The 22450-nt window shown below is 70.2% G+C and carries 20 protein-coding genes and 1 tRNA gene; 10 read left to right on the forward strand and 11 right to left on the reverse strand.

What is annotated here, in order from left to right; translation table 11 throughout:
- Nucleotides 1-100: 100 nt before the first annotated feature.
- Both ABT006_RS20470 and ABT006_RS20475 read left to right on the forward strand, forming a co-directional pair.
- Nucleotides 101-928: an SURF1 family cytochrome oxidase biogenesis protein gene (locus ABT006_RS20470; RefSeq protein WP_350708730.1), complete on the forward strand. Its 828-nt coding sequence runs from the start codon at nucleotides 101-103 to the stop codon at nucleotides 926-928.
- Between the two features lie 131 nt (nucleotides 929-1059).
- The gene (locus ABT006_RS20475) at nucleotides 1060-1782 is read left to right on the forward strand and encodes a hypothetical protein (protein ID WP_350708539.1); all 723 of its coding nucleotides are present in this window, start codon (nucleotides 1060-1062) and stop codon (nucleotides 1780-1782) included.
- A 43-nt stretch (nucleotides 1783-1825) separates the two neighbouring features.
- Here the strand turns inward: ABT006_RS20475 and ABT006_RS20480 are convergent, their stop codons facing one another.
- The 4 genes from ABT006_RS20480 to ABT006_RS20495 form a co-directional block, all read right to left on the reverse strand.
- Nucleotides 1826-3409 (reverse strand): ATP-dependent DNA ligase, encoded by a 1584-nt coding sequence (locus tag ABT006_RS20480; protein ID WP_350708541.1) that lies wholly within the window; start codon nucleotides 3407-3409, stop codon nucleotides 1826-1828.
- A 72-nt stretch (nucleotides 3410-3481) separates the two neighbouring features.
- Nucleotides 3482-3688, reverse strand: coding sequence for a hypothetical protein (locus ABT006_RS20485; protein WP_350686124.1), 207 nt, complete (start codon nucleotides 3686-3688; stop codon nucleotides 3482-3484).
- A 77-nt stretch (nucleotides 3689-3765) separates the two neighbouring features.
- On the reverse strand, nucleotides 3766-5118 hold the full coding sequence (locus tag ABT006_RS20490; protein ID WP_350708732.1) for a dipeptidase: 1353 nt from the start codon (nucleotides 5116-5118) through the stop codon (nucleotides 3766-3768).
- A gap of 73 nt (nucleotides 5119-5191) precedes the next feature.
- Nucleotides 5192-5815, reverse strand: coding sequence for a uridine kinase family protein (locus ABT006_RS20495; protein WP_350708543.1), 624 nt, complete (start codon nucleotides 5813-5815; stop codon nucleotides 5192-5194).
- 212 nt (nucleotides 5816-6027) lie between these two features.
- Between ABT006_RS20495 and ABT006_RS20500 the strand changes: the two genes are divergently transcribed.
- Nucleotides 6028-6429 (forward strand): rhodanese-like domain-containing protein, encoded by a 402-nt coding sequence (locus tag ABT006_RS20500; protein WP_350708734.1) that lies wholly within the window; start codon nucleotides 6028-6030, stop codon nucleotides 6427-6429.
- A gap of 266 nt (nucleotides 6430-6695) precedes the next feature.
- On the opposite strand, the gene ABT006_RS20505 is transcribed toward ABT006_RS20500, so the two are convergent.
- The 3 genes from ABT006_RS20505 to ABT006_RS20515 all read right to left on the reverse strand — a co-directional run bounded on the left by ABT006_RS20505 (nucleotide 6696) and on the right by ABT006_RS20515 (nucleotide 10463).
- Nucleotides 6696-8240 carry a cobyric acid synthase gene (locus ABT006_RS20505; RefSeq protein ID WP_350708545.1) on the reverse strand — a complete coding sequence of 515 codons (1545 nt, stop codon included), beginning with the start codon at nucleotides 8238-8240 and terminating at the stop codon, nucleotides 6696-6698.
- Nucleotides 8237-9241: a cobalamin biosynthesis protein gene (locus ABT006_RS20510; RefSeq protein ID WP_350708547.1), complete on the reverse strand. Its 1005-nt coding sequence runs from the start codon at nucleotides 9239-9241 to the stop codon at nucleotides 8237-8239. Before ABT006_RS20510 ends, ABT006_RS20505 begins: the two co-directional genes overlap by 4 nt.
- Before the next feature lie 463 nt (nucleotides 9242-9704).
- Entirely contained in the window at nucleotides 9705-10463 is a 759-nt protein-coding gene (locus ABT006_RS20515; protein ID WP_350708549.1) for a single-stranded DNA-binding protein, read from the reverse strand.
- Between the two features lie 344 nt (nucleotides 10464-10807).
- Here ABT006_RS20515 and ABT006_RS20520 point away from each other — a divergent pair, with 344 nt between their 5' ends.
- On the forward strand, nucleotides 10808-11224 hold the full coding sequence (locus ABT006_RS20520; protein ID WP_350708551.1) for an HPF/RaiA family ribosome-associated protein: 417 nt from the start codon (nucleotides 10808-10810) through the stop codon (nucleotides 11222-11224).
- 95 nt (nucleotides 11225-11319) lie between these two features.
- Nucleotides 11320-12357 carry an alpha/beta hydrolase gene (locus tag ABT006_RS20525; protein ID WP_350708553.1) on the forward strand — a complete coding sequence of 346 codons (1038 nt, stop codon included), beginning with the start codon at nucleotides 11320-11322 and terminating at the stop codon, nucleotides 12355-12357.
- Nucleotides 12358-12375: 18 nt separating this feature from the next.
- Here the strand turns inward: ABT006_RS20525 and ABT006_RS20530 are convergent, their stop codons facing one another.
- Nucleotides 12376-13074 carry a hypothetical protein gene (locus tag ABT006_RS20530; RefSeq protein WP_350708555.1) on the reverse strand — a complete coding sequence of 233 codons (699 nt, stop codon included), beginning with the start codon at nucleotides 13072-13074 and terminating at the stop codon, nucleotides 12376-12378.
- A 166-nt stretch (nucleotides 13075-13240) separates the two neighbouring features.
- Here ABT006_RS20530 and ABT006_RS20535 point away from each other — a divergent pair.
- From ABT006_RS20535 to ABT006_RS20545, 3 genes are all read left to right on the forward strand, one after another.
- Nucleotides 13241-13313, forward strand: a tRNA-Arg gene (locus tag ABT006_RS20535).
- 68 nt (nucleotides 13314-13381) lie between these two features.
- A complete protein-coding gene (locus ABT006_RS20540; protein ID WP_350708557.1) occupies nucleotides 13382-14869 on the forward strand; it encodes a tyrosine-type recombinase/integrase in 1488 nt (495 codons plus the stop codon).
- A 716-nt stretch (nucleotides 14870-15585) separates the two neighbouring features.
- Nucleotides 15586-16410, forward strand: a complete 825-nt coding sequence (locus tag ABT006_RS20545; RefSeq protein ID WP_350708559.1) for a hypothetical protein — start codon at nucleotides 15586-15588, stop codon at nucleotides 16408-16410.
- Between the two features lie 90 nt (nucleotides 16411-16500).
- On the opposite strand, the gene ABT006_RS20550 is transcribed toward ABT006_RS20545, so the two are convergent.
- On the reverse strand, nucleotides 16501-17328 hold the full coding sequence (locus ABT006_RS20550; protein ID WP_350708561.1) for a hypothetical protein: 828 nt from the start codon (nucleotides 17326-17328) through the stop codon (nucleotides 16501-16503).
- Nucleotides 17329-17696: 368 nt separating this feature from the next.
- Between ABT006_RS20550 and ABT006_RS20555 the strand changes: the two genes are divergently transcribed.
- A complete protein-coding gene (locus tag ABT006_RS20555) occupies nucleotides 17697-18143 on the forward strand; it encodes an NAD-dependent epimerase/dehydratase family protein (RefSeq protein ID WP_350708563.1) in 447 nt (148 codons plus the stop codon).
- On the opposite strand, the gene ABT006_RS20560 is transcribed toward ABT006_RS20555, so the two are convergent.
- Entirely contained in the window at nucleotides 18071-19015 is a 945-nt protein-coding gene (locus ABT006_RS20560) for a Shedu immune nuclease family protein (protein ID WP_350708736.1), read from the reverse strand. The genes ABT006_RS20555 and ABT006_RS20560 overlap by 73 nt on opposite strands.
- Before the next feature lie 1417 nt (nucleotides 19016-20432).
- Between ABT006_RS20560 and ABT006_RS20565 the strand changes: the two genes are divergently transcribed.
- Nucleotides 20433-20588 (forward strand): hypothetical protein, encoded by a 156-nt coding sequence (locus ABT006_RS20565; RefSeq protein WP_350708565.1) that lies wholly within the window; start codon nucleotides 20433-20435, stop codon nucleotides 20586-20588.
- 294 nt (nucleotides 20589-20882) lie between these two features.
- On the opposite strand, the gene ABT006_RS20570 is transcribed toward ABT006_RS20565, so the two are convergent.
- Nucleotides 20883-22118 carry a hypothetical protein gene (locus ABT006_RS20570; RefSeq protein ID WP_350708567.1) on the reverse strand — a complete coding sequence of 412 codons (1236 nt, stop codon included), beginning with the start codon at nucleotides 22116-22118 and terminating at the stop codon, nucleotides 20883-20885.
- Between the last annotated feature and the right edge of the window lie 332 nt (nucleotides 22119-22450).

Consider the following 22450-nt stretch of genomic DNA (forward strand, 5'->3'; position numbering starts at 1 on the left):
GCCGAGGCCGGTGACCGGCGCGGATCGGGGCTGCCGAGGTCGCTGACCGGTGCGGATCGGGGCCGCCGAGGTCGGTGGCCCGGAGCACAGGGGTAGCCTCGTGGTCGTGTACCGGTTCCTGCTGACGCCGCGCTGGCTGGGCATCCTCGCGCTGACCCTGGTCGCCGCAGCGGTGATGGTGCTGCTCGGAAACTGGCAGCTGGACCGCTACCACGGGCGTACGGCGATCAACGAACGGATCGACGCCGGCCTGCGGATGGACCCGGTCCCGCTGCGCGACGTGCTGCCCGCCCCGACCGGCGGCAGCGGCACGGCCGGCCCCGCGCCCGCCGAGGAGAGGTCCTGGACCAAGGTCACCGTGACGGGCCGGTACGACTCCGCGAACGTCGTCCTGGTCCGGGGCCGTGCCGTCGAGCGCACGGTCGGCTTCGAGGTGCTCACCCCGCTCGTGCTGGCCGACGGCACGGCGGTGCTGGTGGACCGTGGTTGGATCCCGCCGGCTCCGGGCGGTGACGCGACCGTCCAGCCGAACGTGCCGCCCGCTCCCACCGGTGAGGTCACCGTGACGGGCCGGGTGCACCTGAGCGAGAGCGGCTCGGTCGGCGTCACCCGGCGCGACGGCAAGCTGGAGACCCGGCGGATCGCCGTGCCCCGGCTGGCCCAGGAGCTGCCGTACCCGGTGCACGGGGCGTACCTGCTGCTGGACGAGCAGACCCCGGCGGCCGACCCGACCTTCAAGGACGTGCCGGTCGGGCACACCAACAACTGGCAGAACTTCGGCTACGTCGTGCAGTGGTGGATCTTCGCCGCGATGACCCTCTTCGGCTACGGCTGGGTGGCCCGCCGGGAGGCCCGCCGGCTGGCCGGCGTGGGGCAGGAGCGGCCCACCGACCGCGCCGCGGAGCCCGCGTCGCACAGCGTCGCCTGAGCGACGCGGTCCGCCGCGCCGGTCCCGGGCCCTGGACGGTCGATCCGCGGTTCCTCGGCCGCACCGGTCCCGTTGTAGGGTCCGTCAATGATCAATCTGCGTGGGGGTTCGCAGTGACCCCTGATCCCACCATGCCGCTGCCACCCTCGGAGCCGGCGACTCAGCCGCACCCGACGACCGATCCCTGGGCATCCGCCCCGGTCTCGACCGGTTACCAGGCGCCGCCGGCAGCGCCGCACCACCTCGCACCGCCGCTCCCGGGCCCGGACTCCGCCCCACCGGCCGCGCAGTACTCCGCTCCGCCGGCCCAGCCCTACTCCGCTCCGCCGGCCCAGCCCTACTCCGCCCCGCCGGCAGCCGCGCAGTACTCCGCCCCGCCGGCCCAGCCGTACGCGGCGGCGCCCGGTACGGATCTGGTCCGGCCGGGACCGCACCCGCCGGTGATGGCGCCCGCAGCCGGGCAGCCGGGCCCGCTGCCGGCCGGCTACCCACCGCCCGCGCAGGGCGCGGTGGCGGTGCAGATCGGCGAGATCATGGTGAGCCCGCCGGTGATCCGTACGCCGGCCGGCGTGCTGCCGCTCGCCGGCGCCTCCTGGCACGTCGTCGACCACTGGCAGCAGGAGCAGAAGACCGCCACCTGGGCGGTGGTGTGCGCCATCGTCGGTTTCTTCTGCCTGACCTTCTTCAGCCTGCTGTTCCTGCTGATCAAGGAGACCCGGCACCACGGCACCGTGCAGGTCACCGTGTCGAACGGCGCCCAGCAGTACGTGGCCCGGATCCCCGTCGCGAACCAGGTCCAGGTGCAGCACATCAACAACCAGGTCAACTACGCCCGGTCGCTGTCGAACATGTGACCCGCCCACGGCTCGCGCCGCCCGGCACACCCCCGCCGGGCGGTCAGCCGCTGGCCCGCCCTGCGTGGATGGCGCGCACGTCGTCGATGGTGTCGGCATCGGCCGCTGTCTTGTCGTCGCGGTAACGCACCACCCGGGCGAAGCGCAACGCCACCCCGCCCGGGTAGCGGGAACTGGTCTGCACCCCGTCGAAGGCGATCTCGACCACCTGCTCGGGGCGGACCCGCACCACCCAGTCGCCGCGCTCGACGGCGAGGGAGAGGAACCGCTCGGTCTGCCAGCGCAGCACCTCGTCGGTCAGGCCCTTGAACGTCTTGCCGAGCATCACGAAGTCGCCGGTGCGCGGGTCCCGCGCGCCGAGGTGCAGGTTGGACAGCCAGCCCTGGCGCCGGCCGCTGCCCCACTCCACCGCGAGCACCACCAGGTCGAGGGTGTGCCGGGGCTTCACCTTGACCCAGGCGGCGCCCCGACGGCCGGCGTCGTAGGGGGCGTCGGGCGCCTTCACCACGACCCCCTCCTGGCCGGCGTCGACCGCGGCGGCGAACGCCTCGCCGGCCCGCTCCGGGCCGTCGACCTCCATCCGACCGACCAGCAGCGGAGGGTCGACCGCGGCGGCGAGCGCGGCCCAGCGCTCCCGGCCGGGCAGGTCGATCAGGTCGTTGCCGTCGAGGTGCAGCAGGTCGAAGAAGTACGGCGTCAGCACCGTCTCGCCGGTGGACTCGGCGGCGGCGAGCACGGCCGGGGCGACCGGGGCCCGGCCGGTGGTGCTCGGCGTGGTGCGCCGCGCCGCGCGGCTCGACGTCTCCTGGAAGGGCAGCGGCCGGCCCGTCGCGTCGAGCCCGATCGCCTCGCCGTCGAGCACCAGCTCGCGGGCGGGCAGCGCCCGCACGGCGGCGACCACCTCGGGCACCCGGGCGGTGATGTCGTCGAGGCTGCGGGTGAAGACGGCGATGTCGTGGCCGGAGCGGTGCACCTGGATCCGGATGCCGTCGAGCTTGACGTCGACCACGGCGGGCGTCCCGGTGGCGGCGAGCGCCTCGTCCACCGAGGGCGCGCTCTGGGCCAGCATCGGCGCGAGCGGGCGGCCGACCTGGAGGCCGAAGGCGGCCAGCGCCGGCGCGCCGCCGTCGAGCGCGGCGACCGCGACCGCCCGCAGGTCGCCGGCGAGAAGCAGAGCCCGGCGTACGGCGGCGACCGGCACGTCGGCCGCCCGGGCCACCGCGTCGGCGAGCAGCCCCGCCTGGGCGCCCTGCCGCAGCTCGCCACTGAACAGGCCGGTCAGCAGCCGCTGCTCGTCGGCGGTGGCGGCGGCGTAGAGCGCACCGAGCAGCGCCCGGCGGCGGGCCTGCGAACCCGGCCCACGCACCGCCGCGATCTCGTCGACGGCCGCGTCGACGGCGGCCACGGTCAGGGTCGGCTCGGCCGCCGGGGGCGGCATGTCACGCAGGCTCGCCCAGCCCACCCCGGTCTGCCGCTGGCGCAGCTCGCCGGCCAGCCACCCCGAGCCGGCCGCGACCTCGTCGGGGTCGAGCGACCGCAGCGCCTCGGCGAGCAGCTCCACCTTGGCCCGCCGGGCCCGGGTGGCGCCGACGGCGGCGGAGGTGGCTGCCAGGTCGATGAACCGCACGGGTCCATCCTGCCAGCCACCCCCGACACCACCCGGGCATTGCCGTGCCCGGGCGTCATGCGGGCCGGGCGGTCAGGCCGAGACGGGCTCCTCGATGCGGAGCCCGCGGGCGCGGATCTCGTCGGCGACCCGGGAGAGCACCGTGTCGAGCGCGACCAGGGCGGCGGAGAGCTCACCGAGCTGTTCCTTGAGCGTGTCCTCGGGCCACGCGGAGACATCGACGTCCCCCAGAGCGCTGACGGCGGCTTCGAGCCGGCTCATCACCTCGTTCGTACGCATGTTCGAGAGGCTATAACAAGCCCGCGCCCGACACACCGCAAACTCCCACATCGACCCGGAAGTTACGGTTCCGACACCTAACGCCCGTCGGCGCCCGCCTCGGCGACCTTCTTCAGCAGCAGCGCCTCGGCCAGGCAGACCCGGGCGAACTCGCCGAGGTGCAGGCTCTCGTTCGGGCCGTGCGCCCGGGCGTGCGGGTCCTCGACGCCGGTCACCAGGATCGCCGCCCGCGGGAACATCTCCTGGAAGGTGGCGATGAACGGGATCGAGCCGCCGACGCCGATGTCCACCGGGTCGGTGCCGTCCCAGGCGGTCCGGAACGCCGAACGGGCGGCGTCGAACATCGGGCCGGAGGCGTCGATGACACACGGGTCACCGTCGTGCTCGAAGGTGACGGTCACCCGCGCACCCCACGGCGCGTACTTCTCCAGGTGAGCGCGCAGGGCCGCGTACGCCCGCTTGGGGTCGTCGCCCGGCGCGAGCCGCACGCTCAGCTTCGCCTTCGCGGTCGGAACCAGGGCGTTCGGCGCCTCGCCGGTGGCCGGGGCGTCGATGCCGAGCACCGCGAGGGCCGGCTTGGTCCAGAGCCGGTCGGTGATCCGCCCGGTGCCGATGAAGTCGACGCCCTCGCTCAGCCCGGCCTCGGCGCGGATCCGCTCCTCCGGGTAGTCGACGACCGCGCCCTCCCGGCCCACCAGGCCGTCGACGGCGACGTCGCCGGCATCGGTGTGCAGGGTGGCCAGCAGCCGGACCAGCGCGGTCAGCGCGTCCGGCACCGCACCGCCGAACATGCCGCTGTGCACGGCGTGGTCGAGGGTGCGAACCTCGACGAAGCAGTTGACGATGCCCCGCAACGAGGTGGTCAGCGCCGGCACGCCGATGTCCCAGTTGCCGGAGTCGGCGATGACGATGACGTCCGAGGCGATCTCGTCGCGGTGCTCGGCGAGCAGCCGCTCCAGCGAGTCGGAGCCGTACTCCTCCTCGCCCTCGATGAACAGGACCACGCCCACCGGCAGCGCGTCCCCGAACGCGCGCAGCGCCGCGACGTGCGCCATGATGCCGGCCTTGTCGTCGGCGGCGCCCCGGCCGTAGAGCCGGCCGTCCCGCTCCACGGGCTCGAACGGGTCCGACTCCCACAGCGACAGGTCGCCCACCGGCTGCACGTCGTGGTGGGCGTAGAGCAGCACCGTCGGCGCACCGGGCGGGGCGGGCTTCTTCCCGATGACCGCCGGCTGGCCGCCGGAGCGCACGATCTTGACGTCGAGGCCGCAGCCGCGCAGCAGCTCGGCCACCGCCTCGGCGGAGCGCTCCACGTGCGAGTGGTCGAAGCCCTCGAACGCGATGCCGGGGATGCGGACGAGGCGTTCCAGGTCGGCACGGACGCCGGGCAGCTCCCGCTCGACGGCGACCCGGACCTCGGACTCGGACATGATCGGTGTGGTCATGACCGGCATCGTATGCCGGCCTTACCGGTCGCCTCGCCCGAGGCCATGGCCACCCTGGTCAGGGCCGCCGCACGTAGTAGCGGGCGGCGTCGTGCGGCAGGGTCGGCGCGCCGTCGACCACCAGGTCGGCCCGGGCCTCGGTGCGGTCCGCGGCGAAGTGCGCCCGCTCCCCGAGGTGCCAGCGGCGCAGCTCCGGCAGGATGCCGGAACCGTCCCGCCGCACGGCCCGGGTGAGCCGCAGCGGCGCCGGGGCGGTGACGAAGACGGCGAGGGTGCGGTCCGCTGCGGTTGCGGCCCGCGCCGCACTGACCCCCTCGACCACCAGCACCGGCGCGACCGGCACCGGCACCGGACGGGGCAGGAAGGCCCGGCGGACCCAGCTGTACCGCCGGTACGCCCCCGGCCGACCGGCGCGCAGCGGCGCCAGCACGCACTCTTCGAGCCGGGGCCAGAAGGTGAGCTGGTCGTCCCACCCGTCGAGCAGGTCGTCGGTGTGCACCACGGGCGGCCGCCCGGCGCCGGGCAGGTCGGCGAGGGCGTCCGCGAGCCGCGCCGCGAACACGCTCTTGCCCGCGCCGCTCGGCCCGTCCACCACCACGAGCCGGGTCCGCCCCAACCGCGCCGGCCCGGCGAGCACCCGCCGGGCCAACCGGTCGTACGCCTCGACCACCGCCACCACCACCTGACCGACGGTAGTGGGAGGCGCGGGGCGGGCCGACGACGGGCGAGCCGCGCGGACGGCGCGTGGGCCGGCCTCGGCGGGGCGTCGGGGGCGACCCCGTGCGGGCACACCGATCGGGGGTCGCCCGAACGAGCGGTCGTCGGGCTGGCCGGAGCGTTCGGTCGGCGGTGCCCCGGACCGGGCGGGATGATCGGCTGGTGTCCCACAGCGTGATGAGTCCGGGCGTCGACGCCCTGCTGGAACAGGCCCGCGCCGGCGTGCGCCGGCTGACCCCGCACCAGACCGTCGAGGCGGTCCGCACCGGGGCCTTGCTGGTCGACACCCGCACCGACGTGCAGCGCCGGGAACAGGGCGACCTCCCGGGTGCCGTCGTGATCGACCGGACGGTGCTGGAATGGCGGCTGGACCCGGCCAGCGCCTGGCGGATCCCCGAGGCCACGGGTTACGACCGGCGGATCGTCGTGGTGTGCCGGCAGGGCTACGCCTCCAGCCTCGCGGTGGCGAGCCTGCGGGCGCTCGGTCTGCACCGCGCCACCGACGTGATCGGCGGCGTGCAGGCGTGGCGTGAGGCGGGGCTGCCGATGTCCGACCGCCCGGCCGACATCCGCTACTGACTCCCGACCCGGCGGGTCCGATCCGGCGGGTCCGATCCGAATGGTCTGGGTCCGCCAGCCACCGTCCGGCCACTGTCGAGCTGCCCCGTCCATGGGACCACCATCGGTGGCGCGAGGGTGTGCGGCGCAGGTACGGCGCCCAGCCCGCAGCGTCAGCCGCACGGCACGTAGGCCGCGGCGTGGACCGCAGGCGCACGGCACACGCCACAAGCACACGGCGCACGGCAAGGCCCGTTCGGCACGGACGTGCGCGAGGCGGGGCGTCGTCAGGGGGCCGGTGGGGCGCCGGGTGGGATGAAGGGGAGGTCGGCCGGCGGGCCGGTCTCGACGAGACGCCAGAGGGCATCGGTGTCCAGGTGCTCCTCGACCAGGTCGCCGAGCAGGTCAAGGGAGCGCTCGCGGGCGGCGGCGAACGACGTGTCCGGCGCGACCCGGAAGCCGGACCGGCCGGCCAGCCGGGCCACCTCGGTCAGGAAACGGCGGCGGAATTCGTCGGACTCGAAGGCTCCGTGCCAGTGGGTGCCGTGCACCGTGCCCGCCACCGCGCCCTCGCCGCTGCCGTCAGCGCAGGTCAGCAGCGGGGTCAGCGTGGGATCGGTGTGCGAGACGTAGCCGTGGTGGATCTCGTAGCCACGGACCGGGACGTCGCCGCCGGCGGTCCCGACCGACTGCCGGACGGTCTTGCGCGGGTCGAAGGTGACCTCGATCGGCAGCAGGCCCAGCCCCGGCACGCTCCCCTGCCGGCTCTCCACCGGGTCGTGGATGGCCCGGGCCAGCATCTGGAAGCCGCCGCAGATGCCGAGCAGCGGCCTGCCCGCCGCCGCGTGCGCCAGCACCGCGTCGGCGAGCCCGGTCTCCCGCAGCCAGGCCAGGTCCGCCACCGTCGACTTCGAGCCGGGCAGGACGATCAGGTCGGCGGCGGCCAGCTCGGCCGGCTCGACGGTCAGCCGCACCCGTACGCCGGGCTCGGTGGCGAGCGCCTCGACGTCGGTGGCGTTGCTGATCCGGGGCAGCCGGACCACGGCGACGTCCAGCCAGTCGGTGCCGCGCGGGGCGGCCGGCCGGCCGAGCACCCGCCCGTACGCGAGCGAGTCCTCGGCGTCGAGCCAGAGGTCGAGCGCCCAGGGCAGCACCCCGTACGCCGGCCGACCGGTGACCCGGTGCAGCATGTCCAGCCCGGGCCGGAGGAGCCCGAGGTCGCCCCGGAACTTGTTGATCACGAACCCGGCGATCAGCGCCTGGTCGGCCGGGTCCAGCAGGGCGACGGTGCCGAACATCGAGGCGAACACCCCGCCCCGGTCGATGTCGCCGACCACGATCGTGGGCAGGTTGGCGTGCCGGGCCAGGCCCATGTTGACGTAGTCGCCGGCCCGCAGGTTGATCTCCGCCGGGCTGCCCGCCCCCTCGCAGATCACCACGTCGTACGCCTCCCGCAGCTCGGCGAGCGCCGCGTACGCCGTCTCGGCGAGGCGGGGCCGCAGCTGGCGGAAGTTGCCGGCGGTGACCGTGTCGACGGCCTCGCCGAGCAGCACCACCTGACTGGCCAGGTCGCTGCCCGGCTTGAGCAGAACGGGGTTGAACCGCAGGTCGGGGGCGAGCCCGCAGGCCGCCGCCTGCATCGCCTGGGCCCGGCCGATCTCTCCGCCCCGGCCGTCCGCACCGACGACCACGGCCGAGTTGTTGGACATGTTCTGGGCCTTGAACGGCGCCACCTTCACGCCCCGGCGGTGCAACCACCGGCAGATGCCGGCGGTGAGCACGCTCTTGCCGGCGTCGGAGGTCGTGCCGGCGACCAGCAGCCCGCCGCTCACCGGCCGCTCCCCCGCCCCGCCGTCGCTGCGACGCGGCGACCGACGGCGGTCACCAGGCGACCGACGGTCAGCGGATAGGCGGCCGCCAGGCCGAGCGCGGCCAGCCCGACCGCGCCCGAGATCCGGGCGGCCCGCTTCAGGTGCCGCGCCTCGGGCCGGGGGCCGTCGCCGAGGAACGGCCGCACCTCCGAGCGGCCGAAGTAGACGTTACGCCCGCCGAGCCGTACGCCGAGGGCGCCGGCCATCGCGGCCTCGCACTGCCCGGCGTTCGGGCTGGGGTGGTCGTCGCGGTCCCGGCGCCACACCCGCCAGGCGCGTTCCCGGTCGCCGTCGGCGGTCGGCGCGACGGCGATGGTGAGCAGCCCGGTCAGCCGCGCGGGCACCAGGTTGAGCAGGTCGTCGAGGCGAGCGGCCGGGGTGCCGAACCGGGCGTAGCGGGGCGAGCGGTGGCCCACCATCGCGTCGAGGGTGTTCGCCGCCCGGTAGCCGAGCAGGCCGGGCAGGCCCGCGACCGCTCCCCAGAGCAGCGGGGCGACGACGGCGTCCGACGTGTTCTCGGCGACCGACTCCACGGTCGCACGGGCCAGCTCGGGCTCGTCGAGCGCCGACGGATCCCGGCCGCAGAGATGACCGAGCCGCTGCCGCGCCGCCGGCAGGTCGCCGTCGCGCAGGGCCCGCCCCATCACGGTGGCCTCGTGCCGCAGGGTACGCCCGCCCAGCACCGTCCAGGTCCCGGCGGCGACCAGCGCCGCCCGGGCCACCGGGCGGTGTCGGGTGGCAACCGTCGCGGCCACGCCGAGCAGCACCGGCGCGCCGACCGCCAGCGCGGCGAACGCCGTACCGGCGCCCCTGTCCGGGCGGTAGATCCGCCGCTCCAGGGCTCCGGCGGCGCGGCCGAAGCCGGCCACGGGGTGGTAGCGGCGGGGGTCGCCGAGGAGCGCGTCGAGTGCGTACCCCGCGACCAGTCCCGCCGCAGTCGCCACCGGCGTCGCCTGTCGCACCCGCCATCACCTCCGGCCGGCCAGCCTAGCCGAGCGCCTTCCCGCCCTCGGGCGGGAGCGACCGGAACTCGCGGGCCGGCGACCGGGGCGGCCCGCCGACAGGGACCGTGCCACACCGACAAAGGCCCGCCGACAGGGGGCGCCCGCCGACAAGGACCCCCGACAGGGCCATGCCACGCCGACGAGGGCCGCCTCCAGGGGTGCCCGCCGGCCAAGGGCCCCGGCAGGGGCCGTGCCACGCCGACGAGGGCCGTGCTCGCTGACAGGCGTTCCCCCGGCCGCCACGAGCCGCGCCCGCCCGCTGCCGGGAGACGCGCCCGCCACGAGCCGCGCCCGCCCGCTGCCGGGGGACGCGCCCGCCGACACCAGCCGGGATCGCCGGGCGGAGGCGCGGGAGACACGCGGGGTGACGACGGCGTGGCCGGCGTCACCCCGCCCCCGTCGTGTCGCCCGGGCCCGCCCGTCACGCCGGCTGCGGCACCCGCCCCCGACCCCGTCGGCCGCGCCCGTTCGGGGTGAGGCCCGCGTCGGTTTCCCCGGGGTGCGAGCCCGCTGGCGCGTCGGACTCCTCGGGCACCGACGTCGGGTCGCCGGCCTCCGGCGCGGGGCCGTCGGGGTCCTCGTCGCGGCTGCCGTCCGCCGGGTCGTCGAAGGGGTCGAGCGAGCCGTCGAAGCCGGCGTCGGCCGGCAGGCCGGGGCCGGCCCCGGACGGGCCGAAGTCGGGCAGCTCGAACCCGTCGTCGAGCAGCCGGCCGTCGGGCAGGGCGGGGGCGTCCTCGTCCGGCACCGGCTCGGTCGCCTCGCCGTGCACCCGGTGCTCGGCCTCCGCGTCCTCGACGGTGCTGGTGGTCATGCTCGGCCGGTTGCGCATGAACCGGCCCCGGCCCCGGGACAGGTCGTGACCGACGGCGACCGCTTCCAACTCGTAGAGGGTGCGGTGGTTGCCGGCGTCGTCGGTCCAGTCGCGGGTGTAGAGCCGCCCGCAGACCACCACCGGGTCGCCGACCATCACCGAGGCGGCCACGCCCTCGGCGAGCTTGCGCCAGCAGTTGACGCGGACGCGCAGGCTGTTGCCGTCGACCCAGCGACCGCTGTCGCGGTCGAGCCGGCGCGCGGTGGAGGCGACCTTGAAGTTGGCCACCAGGGTGTTGCTCTGGGTGGTGCGGCGCCACTCCGGGGCCGTCAACACGTTGCCCACGACCGTGACGTAGGTGTCGAACATCGTCCCTCCAGGGGGAGATCGGGCTTGCCATCGCGAGTCGACTCGGTGTCGAGCCTGGGCCGTCGGGCACGACCGGCGCCACCGTCGCCCGCCGGCCTGTGGACAGCCGGACCACCTGTGGACAAAGACCTGATCAAGGTCCCGGTGTGCTAGGGCCGAGCGGCCCTGGGGGCACCCACGGCGTCCGGCAGATGATCGGGACACCGGAGAGGTCACGTTCCGGACGGAAGGCGGCGGGGTATGGATTCGATCAACCGCACCGCCGACAGCACGACGAACGAGAGGTCAGCGATCATGATGATGACCAGCACCGCAACCGCCTTCGTCTCCGGCCAGGTGCGGCGATGAGCGCCGTCGCCAACCCGGCCACCGTCGCCGAGTGCCTGCGGGTCGGCGCCGGGTTCTCCCAGGGCGACCGGAACTGGATCGCGGAACAGTTCGCCACGCTGGACGCCCGGCTGGCCGGGTTCCACGCCGACGCCACCGAGCTGGAACTGTCGGTGAAGGACCGGGAGGCCAAGGGACAGAAGGTCACCCTGGAGTGTTGGATCGCCGGCCGGCAGAAGATCGTCACCACGTCCGCCGAGGAGGACCTGCACGCCGCGCTCAACGACGTCCGGGACGACCTGCGGCGGCGGCTCAACGACGCGAAGACCAAGCAGGAGCCGCGGCACAACAAGCACCTGCGGGACGTCGGCCAGCCGGCCGCCGAGACCGACACCGGGAGCGACCCGGCCCGCGCCGAGGTGGAGACGGTCTGAGGCGTACGCCCGAGGCCCCGTCCGCGGTGCGGGCGGACGGGGCCGGGGCACGGCGGGGCTACCGCCCGGTAGCTCGCCGGCGTACCGTCGCGTTCGTGGAACCGGACGTGCTGGGCCCGCCGTACGAGCGGCAGACGATCGACCTGGGCACCGACGACGAGGGGCCGGTGGTGGCCACCCTGGTCCGTCGCCGCGCCGACCGCCCGACCAGGCGGGCCGTGCTCTACACGCACGGCTTCACGGACTATTTCTTCCAGGCCCACCTCGGCCACTTCTTCGCCGAGCGGGGGTGGGACTTCTACGCCGTCGACCTGCGCAAGCACGGCCGCAGCCTGCTGCCCCACCAGACCCCGAACTTCTGCCGCGACGTCAGCGACTACTTCCCGGAGTTGGACGCCGCCGCGACGATCATCCGCGAGGACGACGGGCACGACACCCTGCTCGCGATGGGCCACTCCACCGGCGGCCTGATCATGCCGCTCTGGGCGCACGCCCGCCGCGACGCCGGGATCATCGACGGGCTCTTCCTGAACAGCCCCTTCTTCGACATCAACGCCCCCTGGCCGGTACGCCGGCCGCTCGCCGCCGCCGTCGCCCCGCTGGGCCGCCGCGCGCCGCGCCGCGTCCTGCCGTTCGGGCTGGGCACCGTCTACAGCCAGACCATCCACGCCGACCACCACGGCGAGTGGAACTACGACCTGGCGTGGAAGCCGCTCGCCGGGTTCCCCGTCCGGGCCGGTTGGCTGAACGCCATCCGCACCGCCCAGCGGCAGCTCCGCGCCGGGCTGGACATCCGGGTGCCGGTGCTGCTCGCCTGCTCGACGCGCTCGTTCAAGGGGACGAAGTGGCACGAGTCGGCCGCGCTCGCCGACGCAGTCCTCGACGTCGAGCACATGGTCCGCTGGGCGCCCCGCCTCGGCCGGCACGTCACCGTGGCACGCTTCGACGGCGGCATGCACGACCTCACGCTCTCCGGCCCCGCCGTACGCGAGAAGGTCTTCGCGGAGGTCGGGCGCTGGGCCGACGCGTTCTTCGACGCCGGGCCGACGGTCCGCGACGGGGAGCGGCCACCGGCGAGCCGGCGGCCCGCAGACGGGGCCGACCAGGCGGGCGTGCCCGCGCAGGGCGGCTGAGCCGGCGGCCGACGCACCTCAAACGGCGGCGACGGCCTCGCGGATGCGGTCGAAGGTGGCCAGCGGGTGACCGCCGTCGCGGGCCGGCAGGACGAGTCCGAGGCACCGCAGGCCCACCTCACCGTCGCCGGCCTGGACACCGAACACCGGCGCGCCGACGTAGCCGAGCGGCAGTTCCACGGTGATCCGGACGGCGTCGCCCACGCGCGCCACCCGCTCGATCGCCACCTCCAGCGGCCGGGCGCCGTCCGCGCCGGCCCCGTGGGCGAGCACGATGGCCGAGCCCGGCTCCACGCCGATCCGGGCGATCGCGTCCCGGTCGGCCGCGATCCCGTCCGGCACCTGCTGGGTACGCCACCGCCAGCCCTCGCCGTCGGCGTGCTCGTGCAGGCCGCCGGTGGGCATGACGGCCACGCCGAGGTCCCCGCGATGATGCCACCGCGCGGCGTAGTCCGGCAGGGCCACGGCGTCCGCCGACACCCCGGCCGGCTCGGTGACGCTCGCCCGCAGCCCGATCTCCCCGGCCGGGGCGTGGGTGAGGGCGTCGGCGGTAAGCAGGTACTCCCGTCCCTGCCCGGTGAAGAAGAACGCCGTGCCCTCGTCCCGGCCGCCGTCCGCCGGCCCGGCGTCGGTCCGGCGGATGGGCAGGATCGCGCGGCCGAGAAGCTGGCACAGCTCGTAGGCGACGTCGTTCTCGGTGTCCGGGTCAAGCAGCACCAGCCGAGGGTACGACCCGCCGGCCGCCGGGCCGCGCCGACGGCGGAACCCGGGTGACCTCCGCCGGGGGTGCGTGCGACCCTGATCGACGACGTGGGACGCGACCACCCGTTCCACCGGCCACCCCGTGGTCGGCGGTACCCTTCACGCGCGACACGTACGCCGCGCGCCCGTAGCTCAGCGGATAGAGCAGGGGACTTCTAATCCCAAGGCCGCAGGTTCGAATCCTGCCGGGCGCACAGGACTTTCTCTCGGCCGATCATGCCGCGTGGTGCGGCGCGTGGTGCGAACGAGCTAGCTTTGCCGCGTGGCAACCTCGAACGGACGCCGGAAGCGGCAACGCGGCGAGATCGAAACCCTGCCCAGCGGCTCACTGAGAGTGAAGGTGTATGCGGGCGAGGATCCGATCAGTGGCAAGCGGCACTACCTGACCGAAGTCATCCCCGCCGGCCGCACCGCCGCCAAGGAAGCGGAGAAGGCGCGCACCCGGTTGCTGGCCCAGGTGGACGAGCGACGCAACCCGCGCACCCGCGCCACACTCGACCAGCTCCTAGACCGGTGGCTTGAGGTGGCCGACATCGAGGCCACCACGCGCATGGGCTACATGAACAAGCTCAACAAGCACGTACGGCCGGTGCTCGGCAAGCTACCGGTCGGCCGGCTCGACGCCGAGACGTTGGAATCGTTCTACGCGAGCCTGCGCCGCTGCCGCGACTGGTGCGGCGGCAAGGCGTACGTGAAGCACCGCGTGGAGGGCGAACACACCTGCACCGCAAAGTGCCGGCCGCACGTCTGCAAGCCGCTGAGCGCCTCGTCGGTGCGGCAAATCCACTGGATCCTCAGTGGTGCCCTCAGCCGCGCCGTCCGGTGGCGCTGGATCGCCGTCAACCCCGCCGGCCAGGCCGAGCCACCCGCGCCGCCGCACCCCGACCCGCAGCCACCGAACCCCGCCGACGCAGCCCGCATCATCAACGAGGCGTGGCGCGACCCGGACTGGGGCGCGCTGGTCTGGCTCGCCATGACGACGGGCGCCCGACGCGGCGAACTGTGCGCGCTGCGCTGGCACCATCTCGACCTGGCCGCCGGCGTGCTGACGCTGCGGCGCAGCGCCTACCTGGATGAGCACGGCGAGCTGCGGGAGAAGGACACTAAGACGCACCAGCAGCGGCGAGTCGCACTCGACCCGGAGACGGTCGAAGTGCTGCGCGAGCTGCACGGCCGGTACGTCGAGCGCCTGGCGCAGCTCGACGCGGACGCCGACCCCGCCGACTACGTCTTCTCCCCTGAGCCGGACAACAGCCGTGGCTACCGGCCCGACACCATCACCCAGCGATACGGCCGGCTCGCCACTCGGCTCGGCATCGAGAGCCACATTCACGCGCTACGCCACTACTCGGCGACTGAGCTAATCAACGCGGGTGTCGACGTGAGGACGGTCGCCGGACGGCTCGGCCACGGGGGCGGTGGGACGACGACGCTCAGGGTCTACGCGGCCTGGCTGTCGGAGTCGGACCAGCGAGCTGCTGGGACGTTGGCCGCTCGAATGCCACCGCGCCCGGTCGCGCCAATGCAGCGCACCGTGGCGAGCAGCCCGTACCAAGCAATTACCGCGGAGCTGCGCGACCAGATCGCCAATGGCCGACTGCGGCCCGGTGATCAACTCCCCACTGTTGCCGACCTCGCTGCGGCGCACGGCGTCTCGGTCGGTACCGCCCACCGCGCTGTAGCCCTCCTGGCATCAGAGGGCTTGGTAAACGTTGCCCGAGGTCGCCGAGCGACCGTCGCGGGTGCATAAGCAACAACTGCCATGACCTACGTATTACGTCATCAAATAGGCTACCCGGCGAGCTGTGCGGATGGGCTTCTATCAGCGGAAACGCCTCTCGACATCTCTCACCACCCCCCGCTGTCCGTCGACCTCTTGCGGAACTAGATGCGGACCGCTCGCCGGGCGCAGCGTCAGCTTGGGAATCGCACAAGATCGGCCCGGATAGCAGCCTGACGTCCGCTCGATGCAGTTCCGCGCGGCCTGGCTTGGCCCTCGCTGACACCACCTTGTGGCCCGTCGATGGCCCGGCATTCGCCAACCCGTCAGGTCAGCCCGTCCCGCCGATGACAGGGGCATCGATGCTGGTGCCGTCCGCCTTGGTGCGGGTCACCCTGCACCCGTGCTAGTCGGCCGCGCTCTACACCTTCCACGTCAGAGCCCTGGTGGCTGTTCGGGGGACGCCTGGCGGCTTGGCCCTCCATACGATGGGAGGAGTGGGATTCCTCAGCTCCTTGCTTCCAGGTCTACGAGACCTACGTGCGCCCATGTCTGCTGGCCTGCTTTGGCTCGGCGTGGCTGTCGTACTACTGGCACCTAGAGCAGGTCGAATACTTGCGCCCTCCCCCGACACCAAAGCCCTCATTAACTTTGTCAAATCGTGGCCCTCGTCGCTAATAGCACCTGTCGCGATTGCCGGCGCATTTCTCCTCGGAACGGTCGCCACAACACTCACACTTGCGTTCATGAATCGCACAGGCAGGGGCGTTCACAAGATCCTGCGCAAGATGGCGGATGCAGATTTGATTCGGGTCAGCGAAAATGAGTTCCGCCACCCAAGGCCGCAATTCTTATACAAGAGAGCCTACGCGCTTGAAAGCGCGACTAACCCGATCAGCAACACCGCCCACACGTTACTCTACGATGCCATCTCAAACACTCTCGGTCGCGCCAGTGTTCCTGGAAGCGCTGCACAGATTTTTCCAGTAGGACTGCTAGCCCCTTCGATCAGATACGCCGCCCCCCAACTCTCGGTTACGGCACCGAGCCTCTATCAAGATTACGACAGGCTAAAGTCGGAAGGCGAACTGCGCGTTGTGATCGTGCCGCCGCTCATAACCCTGGCTGCGGTTGCTCCTTTGAATGGCAAGGCCTGGATTATCCTGGCCGCCCTTGTGGCCTGCGCAGTGCTACTGGTGCAGTCGATTTCTCAGCATCGCGCTGCGAATGACATCCTCGCGAATGCCGCATACCTAGATCAGGTCTCACTCCCAACGGTGCAGGCTGTCGTGGAAACACTCAAGTCTCTGCCAGAGGCTCCGACCAGCAATGGGGAGTGGATGGGTGCACTGGTAGTGGCTTTGGAGAGAAGGGGATTCTTCGACGAGGCGCGAGCCGCCGTGCGGACGATGGTGGAGCGCGAAGTTGACGATATCGAGGCCACCCTTTTCTATCTCAAGGAACACGACTGGCACCACTTCAACTCCCTCCTTGCTTTGATCAAAAGCTCAGACTCGCCGGCCCTCCAAGCTATTCTTGAGCGCATTGAAATCACCTTGTCGCTCACCTAAAGGGCGGGTGGCAGCAACGGCTTCTTAGATGCGGACTGCATGGCCGGGGCGGCGGCTCTGGGGTGCCCCGGCTCAGCAGGGACTACTTCCCTATCGGATTGGCTCCAGGTGACGGCGTCGCAGGAGCCGGCAGGCCGACAGGAGCAGGAAATAGGTGGCCTTAGCTGCGTTCACGAAGGCTTCGTCGTTGATGGTGAAATTGACAGTTGAGCCGCCGGGAATCTCTGCCTCCACCTTCCGCTTGCTACCGTTCATCAAGGCCCATCCGAGGCCATGCTCGTAGCCGGAGAGCAGACGCCACATCGCCTCGAACAACGGAGCGGACTCGCGCTGGTCCTTGACGAAGGTCAGCTTGGGCAACTCCTGCACAACGTTGACCTTCTGCTGCACCTCGTTCCATCGCCGGCCGAGCGCAGCAGCCTCCTCGCGGTAGGTCTTCAACGACCCATGCGCAGCGTCCCACTGCTCACGCTCCACGATCAGCTTCGCGGCCTCAGGGAAAGCCTTGAAGGCAGCACGATGGTTACGCTGCTGGTAGTAGTCGTTGACCTCGCACCGAAGCCCTCGCGCCCGGCGCTCCCGCCCATCGTCCGGGTCGAGGATCCACGCGGCGTAGAAGGCCGTCTCGAAGGTGGGCCGCAGCAGGCTCCACGGGGCCCAAAGCGTGGCGCCGTGATGCTTCAGCAACGCGAGCAGCGCCTGGTGGTTGTCCCTGGCAACACCCAGATATCGTGCCACCTCGATGTAGGTACGAGGCCCGGCGACCTGCGACTGGTCGAAGGCGCGGGCAGAGAGTACGTGGCGCCCCTCCAGAGAGGGCAAGCCGTCGATTGCCTGGAACTCCTGCTCAATGAGCTGCCAATACAGGTGCAGGTTGCCCAGGTCCATCGTCTCGCCGGTGGGAATAGATTCACGCACGCCAAACAGGTTAGGTGCGGCTGGCCAATCCGCCTACCGGGTTACGAAGCCTCGTCGCACCCGCAGCTGTCCTGCCATCCCGTCTGCGCCGACCCACACACCCTGGCCCTGGTCCGCTCGGCTTCGCCTGGGTCGGTGGGTGGCGGGATGGCATCCCACCACCCACGAACCGCAACCGTTCGGCAACTCCATCTCGGAGTCGTCTGGCCCCGCCGGAGGCATGCCCTCCATTGGGCCGGCGCGCCGGCCGAAGCCGGCGCTTGCGCCGCCAGCAGGCCGAGCGCGACCGGCGCGGCCCGCTTGCGGGCCGCCTTGATCAGAGCAAAGGCTAACTCGGCAACTGGTCGCTAGATCGGCATGATGCTCCTATGCGCTTGCTCGTGCTCGGCGGAACCTGGTTCGTAGGCCATGCGATCGTCACAGCCGCCATCGACGCCGGCTGGGAGGTGACCACCTTCAACCGGGGCACCTCGGATCCCTTCCTGGAGGCTGTGCAGCCCATCCGGGGAGACCGCACCCGCCCGAAAGACCTAGCCGCCCTCGCCGCCGCTGGCCCCTGGGACGCCGTAGTCGATACCTCGGGGTACGTGCCGACCAACACCCTTGCCGTCGCCCGCGCGCTCGCGCCCGTTGCCGGACGCTACGTCTTCATGTCGACGGTCAGCGTGTACCGCGACTGGCCGGTCGAACCACTGAGCGAGCGGTCCGAAGTTCTCTACTGCCCGCCGGACGCCGGCCCGGACTACGGCACCGACACCGAGGACGGGTCAAGCATCGCAGCCAGGTTTTCTATTCCAAGGAACAACTCATCGTAAGTGATGATATTGAGATCCTTGAGCGATGTTCGGAATATCTCGAATGAGCGCCGCTGCGGCTCCGTCAGACGAGTTTGGTGGGCGTCTCCGGCGATAACGACAGCAGTAGGGCTGTGCGCAGCCAACTCCGGCGTCTCGTGGCGAAGTGAATGAAGGTAGTTCATGAGAGTCACGCGATATTCCAACGCCTGCACACAGGCCCCGATCAGCTCCGTCGATGGCGGATAAACATTATTTCGATAGCGAGCCCCAACAAGCTTGGTGGCGGGCGTCTTCAGCTCAATAAGAACAGCATTTCCGTGACACTGAGCCAGGAAGTCGGGGACTCTGCCGCCACGATTCGAAATTGACTTGCCACCGACATAGCACTGCTCGTTAAGCACATACGGGCGGCCGCTCAGAGTTGGCATCAACAGTTCGGGTCGGCTCGCGAATAGGTTCTGCCAGAACCCTTCCGAGGCATTAAGTCGCTCCCTCTCCCAAACAGCCAACGCCTCTCGAAATCGATTAGCACGTGAGGGTTGAGCAGTCTGGCCAGCAAGGGAAGCGAGAATGCTTGTGACCCGCTCAATGTGCCGCTGACGCATTGACGTTAGCCACTCTGAATTATACTGATCGGGTAGGCGATCGATTAATTCATGGTGACTGGGGCAAAGCAGAAGGAGGTTTTCGTACGCCCCCTCCTCTGAAAGGGTCATAGTTGGGTCCCACCGAGGCCCTCCGGGCCTAGCAGACCTTATGTACACAATCTGCAAAATCGGCGTGCCGTCCGGAAGCCGAGATGGATAGGGGCAATCACCAGCGGCACATGTCCCGCCAAAGTCGCTATACAGCCTCTTGATGAAGGCACCCCGGACAGCTGCTTGACGCATCCGCAAGGTCGCCTGCTCGAAACGAGGTTCGATATCCACGAACCTTCGATACACGAAGCGGCCATGCTTTGTCGAGTGAACAGGTGTGGTTGTCTAGCACCTCGGGCACCACAGCCACCCGAGTCAACCCACAAGATGGCCGGAAGCATCAGCAGCAGGATATGACAAAACGCCACAATTCGCAGGCAATCAGCACACTTTGGTCGCACACGACCGCCGACTTGGCTACTTAAGCCGCAACCCGTCCAACCACTCTGGGCGCTGTCGCCTCCGGCGCTCGACAAGCCATAGGCACAAGGGCGGACGTCAGCCCTGGACCGCTTCCAGCATGCAGCCGACGTGACACCGTCCACTATGTTTGATGCGTGCCGTCCACATCGTTTTGGTCTTGGTCAGGGTGGGGCGCCTTTGAGGCGCTCGGCACCCTCGCGGCAGCTCTCGTAGCCCTCCGGGTATATCTGACCGAGGTCTCGCGGCGTCGCCGTGCCGAACGGAACGCAGTTCGTGTCTGGGTCGCCAACAATGGCAGCAGGACGGAGATACACATCGCAAACGACTCCCATATTCCAATCGTCGACACCAGAATCGTTGCCCTGTACCAGCACAGCCATTCGGGCTCCATCTTAGGGGGAATGAATTGGGCGGCAGTGGGCTGGATTGCGCGGGGCCCTCACATCGTACATCCCTCTCAAACCGTGGTTCTCACTCTGAGCGACTTCCACTGGAACGCACTAGGGGTGAAGCTGCCTGCACCAACAGTAGTGCGGCTAGTGCATGAGGCGAGCGCCGAAACTCGAACAGTTCAATTCACTCGACTAAAGAAGCGTCCGAAGTTAGAACAGATAGTGGACTGCGGCCATCTAGAACCGCATGATCTGCGGGCGGCTAACGATACACCCAGGGTCATCCCTTCGCCCTCGCCAGGAAACTCCAGGGGCCAATCACCACTGCCATCACCGGCATCAACCCGCCTTTGACAGCTCGACGGGCTGCGCCAAAGAGGACGTTGCAGGATGCAGCGCGCGCACCCCGGGCAGTCTCCTGGCCTGCCGGCGACTGCCGAACAAGAGGCAACAGAGTCAAAGGCGGCTCGTAGGGCCGTCGCAAAGCGACGCGAAGCGCCATTGACCTTGGAGACACGCGCCGCCCATCCCTACCTCCGCCAGCGATGACTCGCCCCGCGGTGCGGCGGCACGACGGCCGCTGCCGCCTCGACCAGTTTCCAGCCGACGCCCCGTGTTCCGCGACGTTCTTCTGCGCATCCCGCTCTCCGCTCGAACCACCGGGCATCAGACGGGTCGAGTGCAACGACAGGGGCGCGACGTGGGGCCCGTTTAGCGCCGCCTTGACCAAGGGACAGAAAGCTCGGAACCCCTCCGCCGTCCGACGCCGCCAGCGCCCAGCCCGCCAAAAGTTCATGACCACCCACAACGGCCGCCTACCCAACCCGCCCCAACTCGGCCGACTCCTCACCGGGCAGGCCGGACGCTGGCGCGGGCAGCACATCGTCCATACCGGCCGGAACGACCGGGGCGACCGGGCCGCGTTCTGGGTCGAGCGGCACGACGGGTGAAACCCGCTGAACCAACTCCGCAACTCCGCACCAACCCGCCACCACCAGGGAAAAGAACCCTGTGGAGATCAGACCGTCGAACCTGGTCGATCTGCGCAACTCCGCAACCTGCTGCGGAGATGACGGCACCTCGCGGAGACGGAGCCTCGGAAGCTCTCCGCATCTCCGCACGCATTCGCCCAGCTCACGGCCCTTCCTGCAGAGATGCGGAGATGGTTCAGCCTCTCCCACAACCAACAATGCCGGCCGCCGCTCTCCGATTGTCGAGCGCTGTCTTGCAACCCTAAGAAGCGCTCATCGCACAGGCACCCGCACCGCCACCGCCGCCTCGACCCTCGGCAGCGCGTCTACGACCCGACGAAAAACCTCCGCACCCGCAGACACCTTATCGTTAGCCCGCTGCAAATAATTGCACATCTTCTTTTCCCCAATGACCACATCCGCATAACCGGCCGCACAACACAGAAAGAGCATATCATTGAGATCGTTACGATGCCATTTATCGTCCGCATTAATTAACCGCAAATGCAACACCTCACGAATGCGGCCAAGCGCCGGCAGCGACGAGAAAGCTATTTCAGCCTCATCCTGCAACCACCCAGTAAATTGCTCGGGGGTCAACCCTCCACCGGCCGCCGCAGCCGCGACGTCGTTAGACATATCGGTAATGAATCTAGTCCGCGTCAGATCACGCGCATAGGCCCTGGCCTTCGGATTGGACCTCATATGCTGGGCAAGCTCCTGGAAAGAAGACGCCCATTTACCTGCCATCTCAAGGCCTGCTAGCGAGACTTCGGGGTCGGTATCGAGCAGCACATGGATGAACGATTCGATCCACGAGATACGCTCACTCACGCCCCGGACCTCTGGAGGAAGCTCAGGGACACTGGACCTCCGCTGCGGCCGGCGATAAGGATCATTCCAAAGCGCCCAGGGATCCAAGGTAAAAACGTCTAGGAGGGCACCTCCGCCAGCATCAGGCCTGAACATTCTGGCCAGTTCGGCTGCTCGAACATATAAGGGGCTGCGCATTTGCCATCCCCGCGAAAGCTCGACCATCACACGCGCCACGTCAAGGCGCTGCCGTCCCCCCTTCTTTGCTATTTCCACAACATGGCCGCCCGATAGAGGCAAGATGATGTCGCGACTGCGAGCCAACTCAATGAGACGCAGGCATGAAATTTCCCGATCATTAGGATCGACGGGAGGATTGACGATCACGCGCGCTAGGTCGATCCAATGGTTCTGGTCCAGGTAAACAACCGGCCGGTCAACCTCTGTCAAGAGCGTACCGATCTGAGTGGTAAAAACAGTGCCGTCACTCAACGACGTTCGCAGAGTCGACGAGTAAACATCGAAAACTGACTTCGCAACTAGAGTGGGTCCGCTTATCGGTTCAACGCGCCCACGGATACTGCGCCCGCCAACGAGAACCACTTCAACCTCTCCAGTCGATGCCGCGAAGGTTATTGTCGCAATGCCGGAAAGAGGATGGTTCGGACCGGGTAGGGTGTCGCGCTCTGCGGTCATGGCGACATTCAAGCACGCACCCCGGACAAAGCATGGCCCACGCAAGTGTCCCGTTACGCCGATCCGCCATCACACTGCTAGACCAAGCAGTAGGGGCGTTCGAGCTATCCACCAGACGAGGTATCACAACGAGTCACTACCTCTATGAACCCTGAGCCCGCCGATCGAGCTGACCGTGGAGCTATTCGTGGTGCGAAATGTGGGTCACCGGAGAAACTCTGGGCAACCCGAGCAAGAGTTCATGCAGCTAGAGAGAGTGCTGAAGCCAGAGATCATGATGTGAATACCACTTCTAATCCCAAGGCCGCAGGTTCGAATCCTGCCGGGCGCAC

It is taken from the genome of Micromonospora sp. NPDC002717, from assembly GCF_040295705.1.
GTDB lineage: Bacteria > Actinomycetota > Actinomycetes > Mycobacteriales > Micromonosporaceae > Micromonospora.

Bases quoted from the DNA above. Each gene is read 5' to 3' on its own strand.
- ABT006_RS20545 (WP_350708559.1), top strand. From the start codon at position 15,586: ATGAATCGCACAGGCAGGGGCGTTCACAAGATCCTGCGCAAGATGGCG.
- ABT006_RS20485 (WP_350686124.1), bottom strand. From the start codon at position 3,688: ATGCGTACGAACGAGGTGATGAGCCGGCTCGAAGCCGCCGTCAGCGCT.
- ABT006_RS20475 (WP_350708539.1), top strand. From the start codon at position 1,060: ATGCCGCTGCCACCCTCGGAGCCGGCGACTCAGCCGCACCCGACGACC.
- ABT006_RS20490 (WP_350708732.1), bottom strand. From the start codon at position 5,118: ATGTCCGAGTCCGAGGTCCGGGTCGCCGTCGAGCGGGAGCTGCCCGGC.
- ABT006_RS20565 (WP_350708565.1), top strand. From the start codon at position 20,433: ATGACCACCCACAACGGCCGCCTACCCAACCCGCCCCAACTCGGCCGA.
- ABT006_RS20555 (WP_350708563.1), top strand. From the start codon at position 17,697: ATGCGCTTGCTCGTGCTCGGCGGAACCTGGTTCGTAGGCCATGCGATC.
- ABT006_RS20520 (WP_350708551.1), top strand. From the start codon at position 10,808: ATGAGCGCCGTCGCCAACCCGGCCACCGTCGCCGAGTGCCTGCGGGTC.
- ABT006_RS20570 (WP_350708567.1), bottom strand. From the start codon at position 22,118: ATGACCGCAGAGCGCGACACCCTACCCGGTCCGAACCATCCTCTTTCC.
- ABT006_RS20500 (WP_350708734.1), top strand. From the start codon at position 6,028: ATGAGTCCGGGCGTCGACGCCCTGCTGGAACAGGCCCGCGCCGGCGTG.
- ABT006_RS20560 (WP_350708736.1), bottom strand. From the start codon at position 19,015: ATGCGTCAAGCAGCTGTCCGGGGTGCCTTCATCAAGAGGCTGTATAGC.
- ABT006_RS20515 (WP_350708549.1), bottom strand. From the start codon at position 10,463: ATGTTCGACACCTACGTCACGGTCGTGGGCAACGTGTTGACGGCCCCG.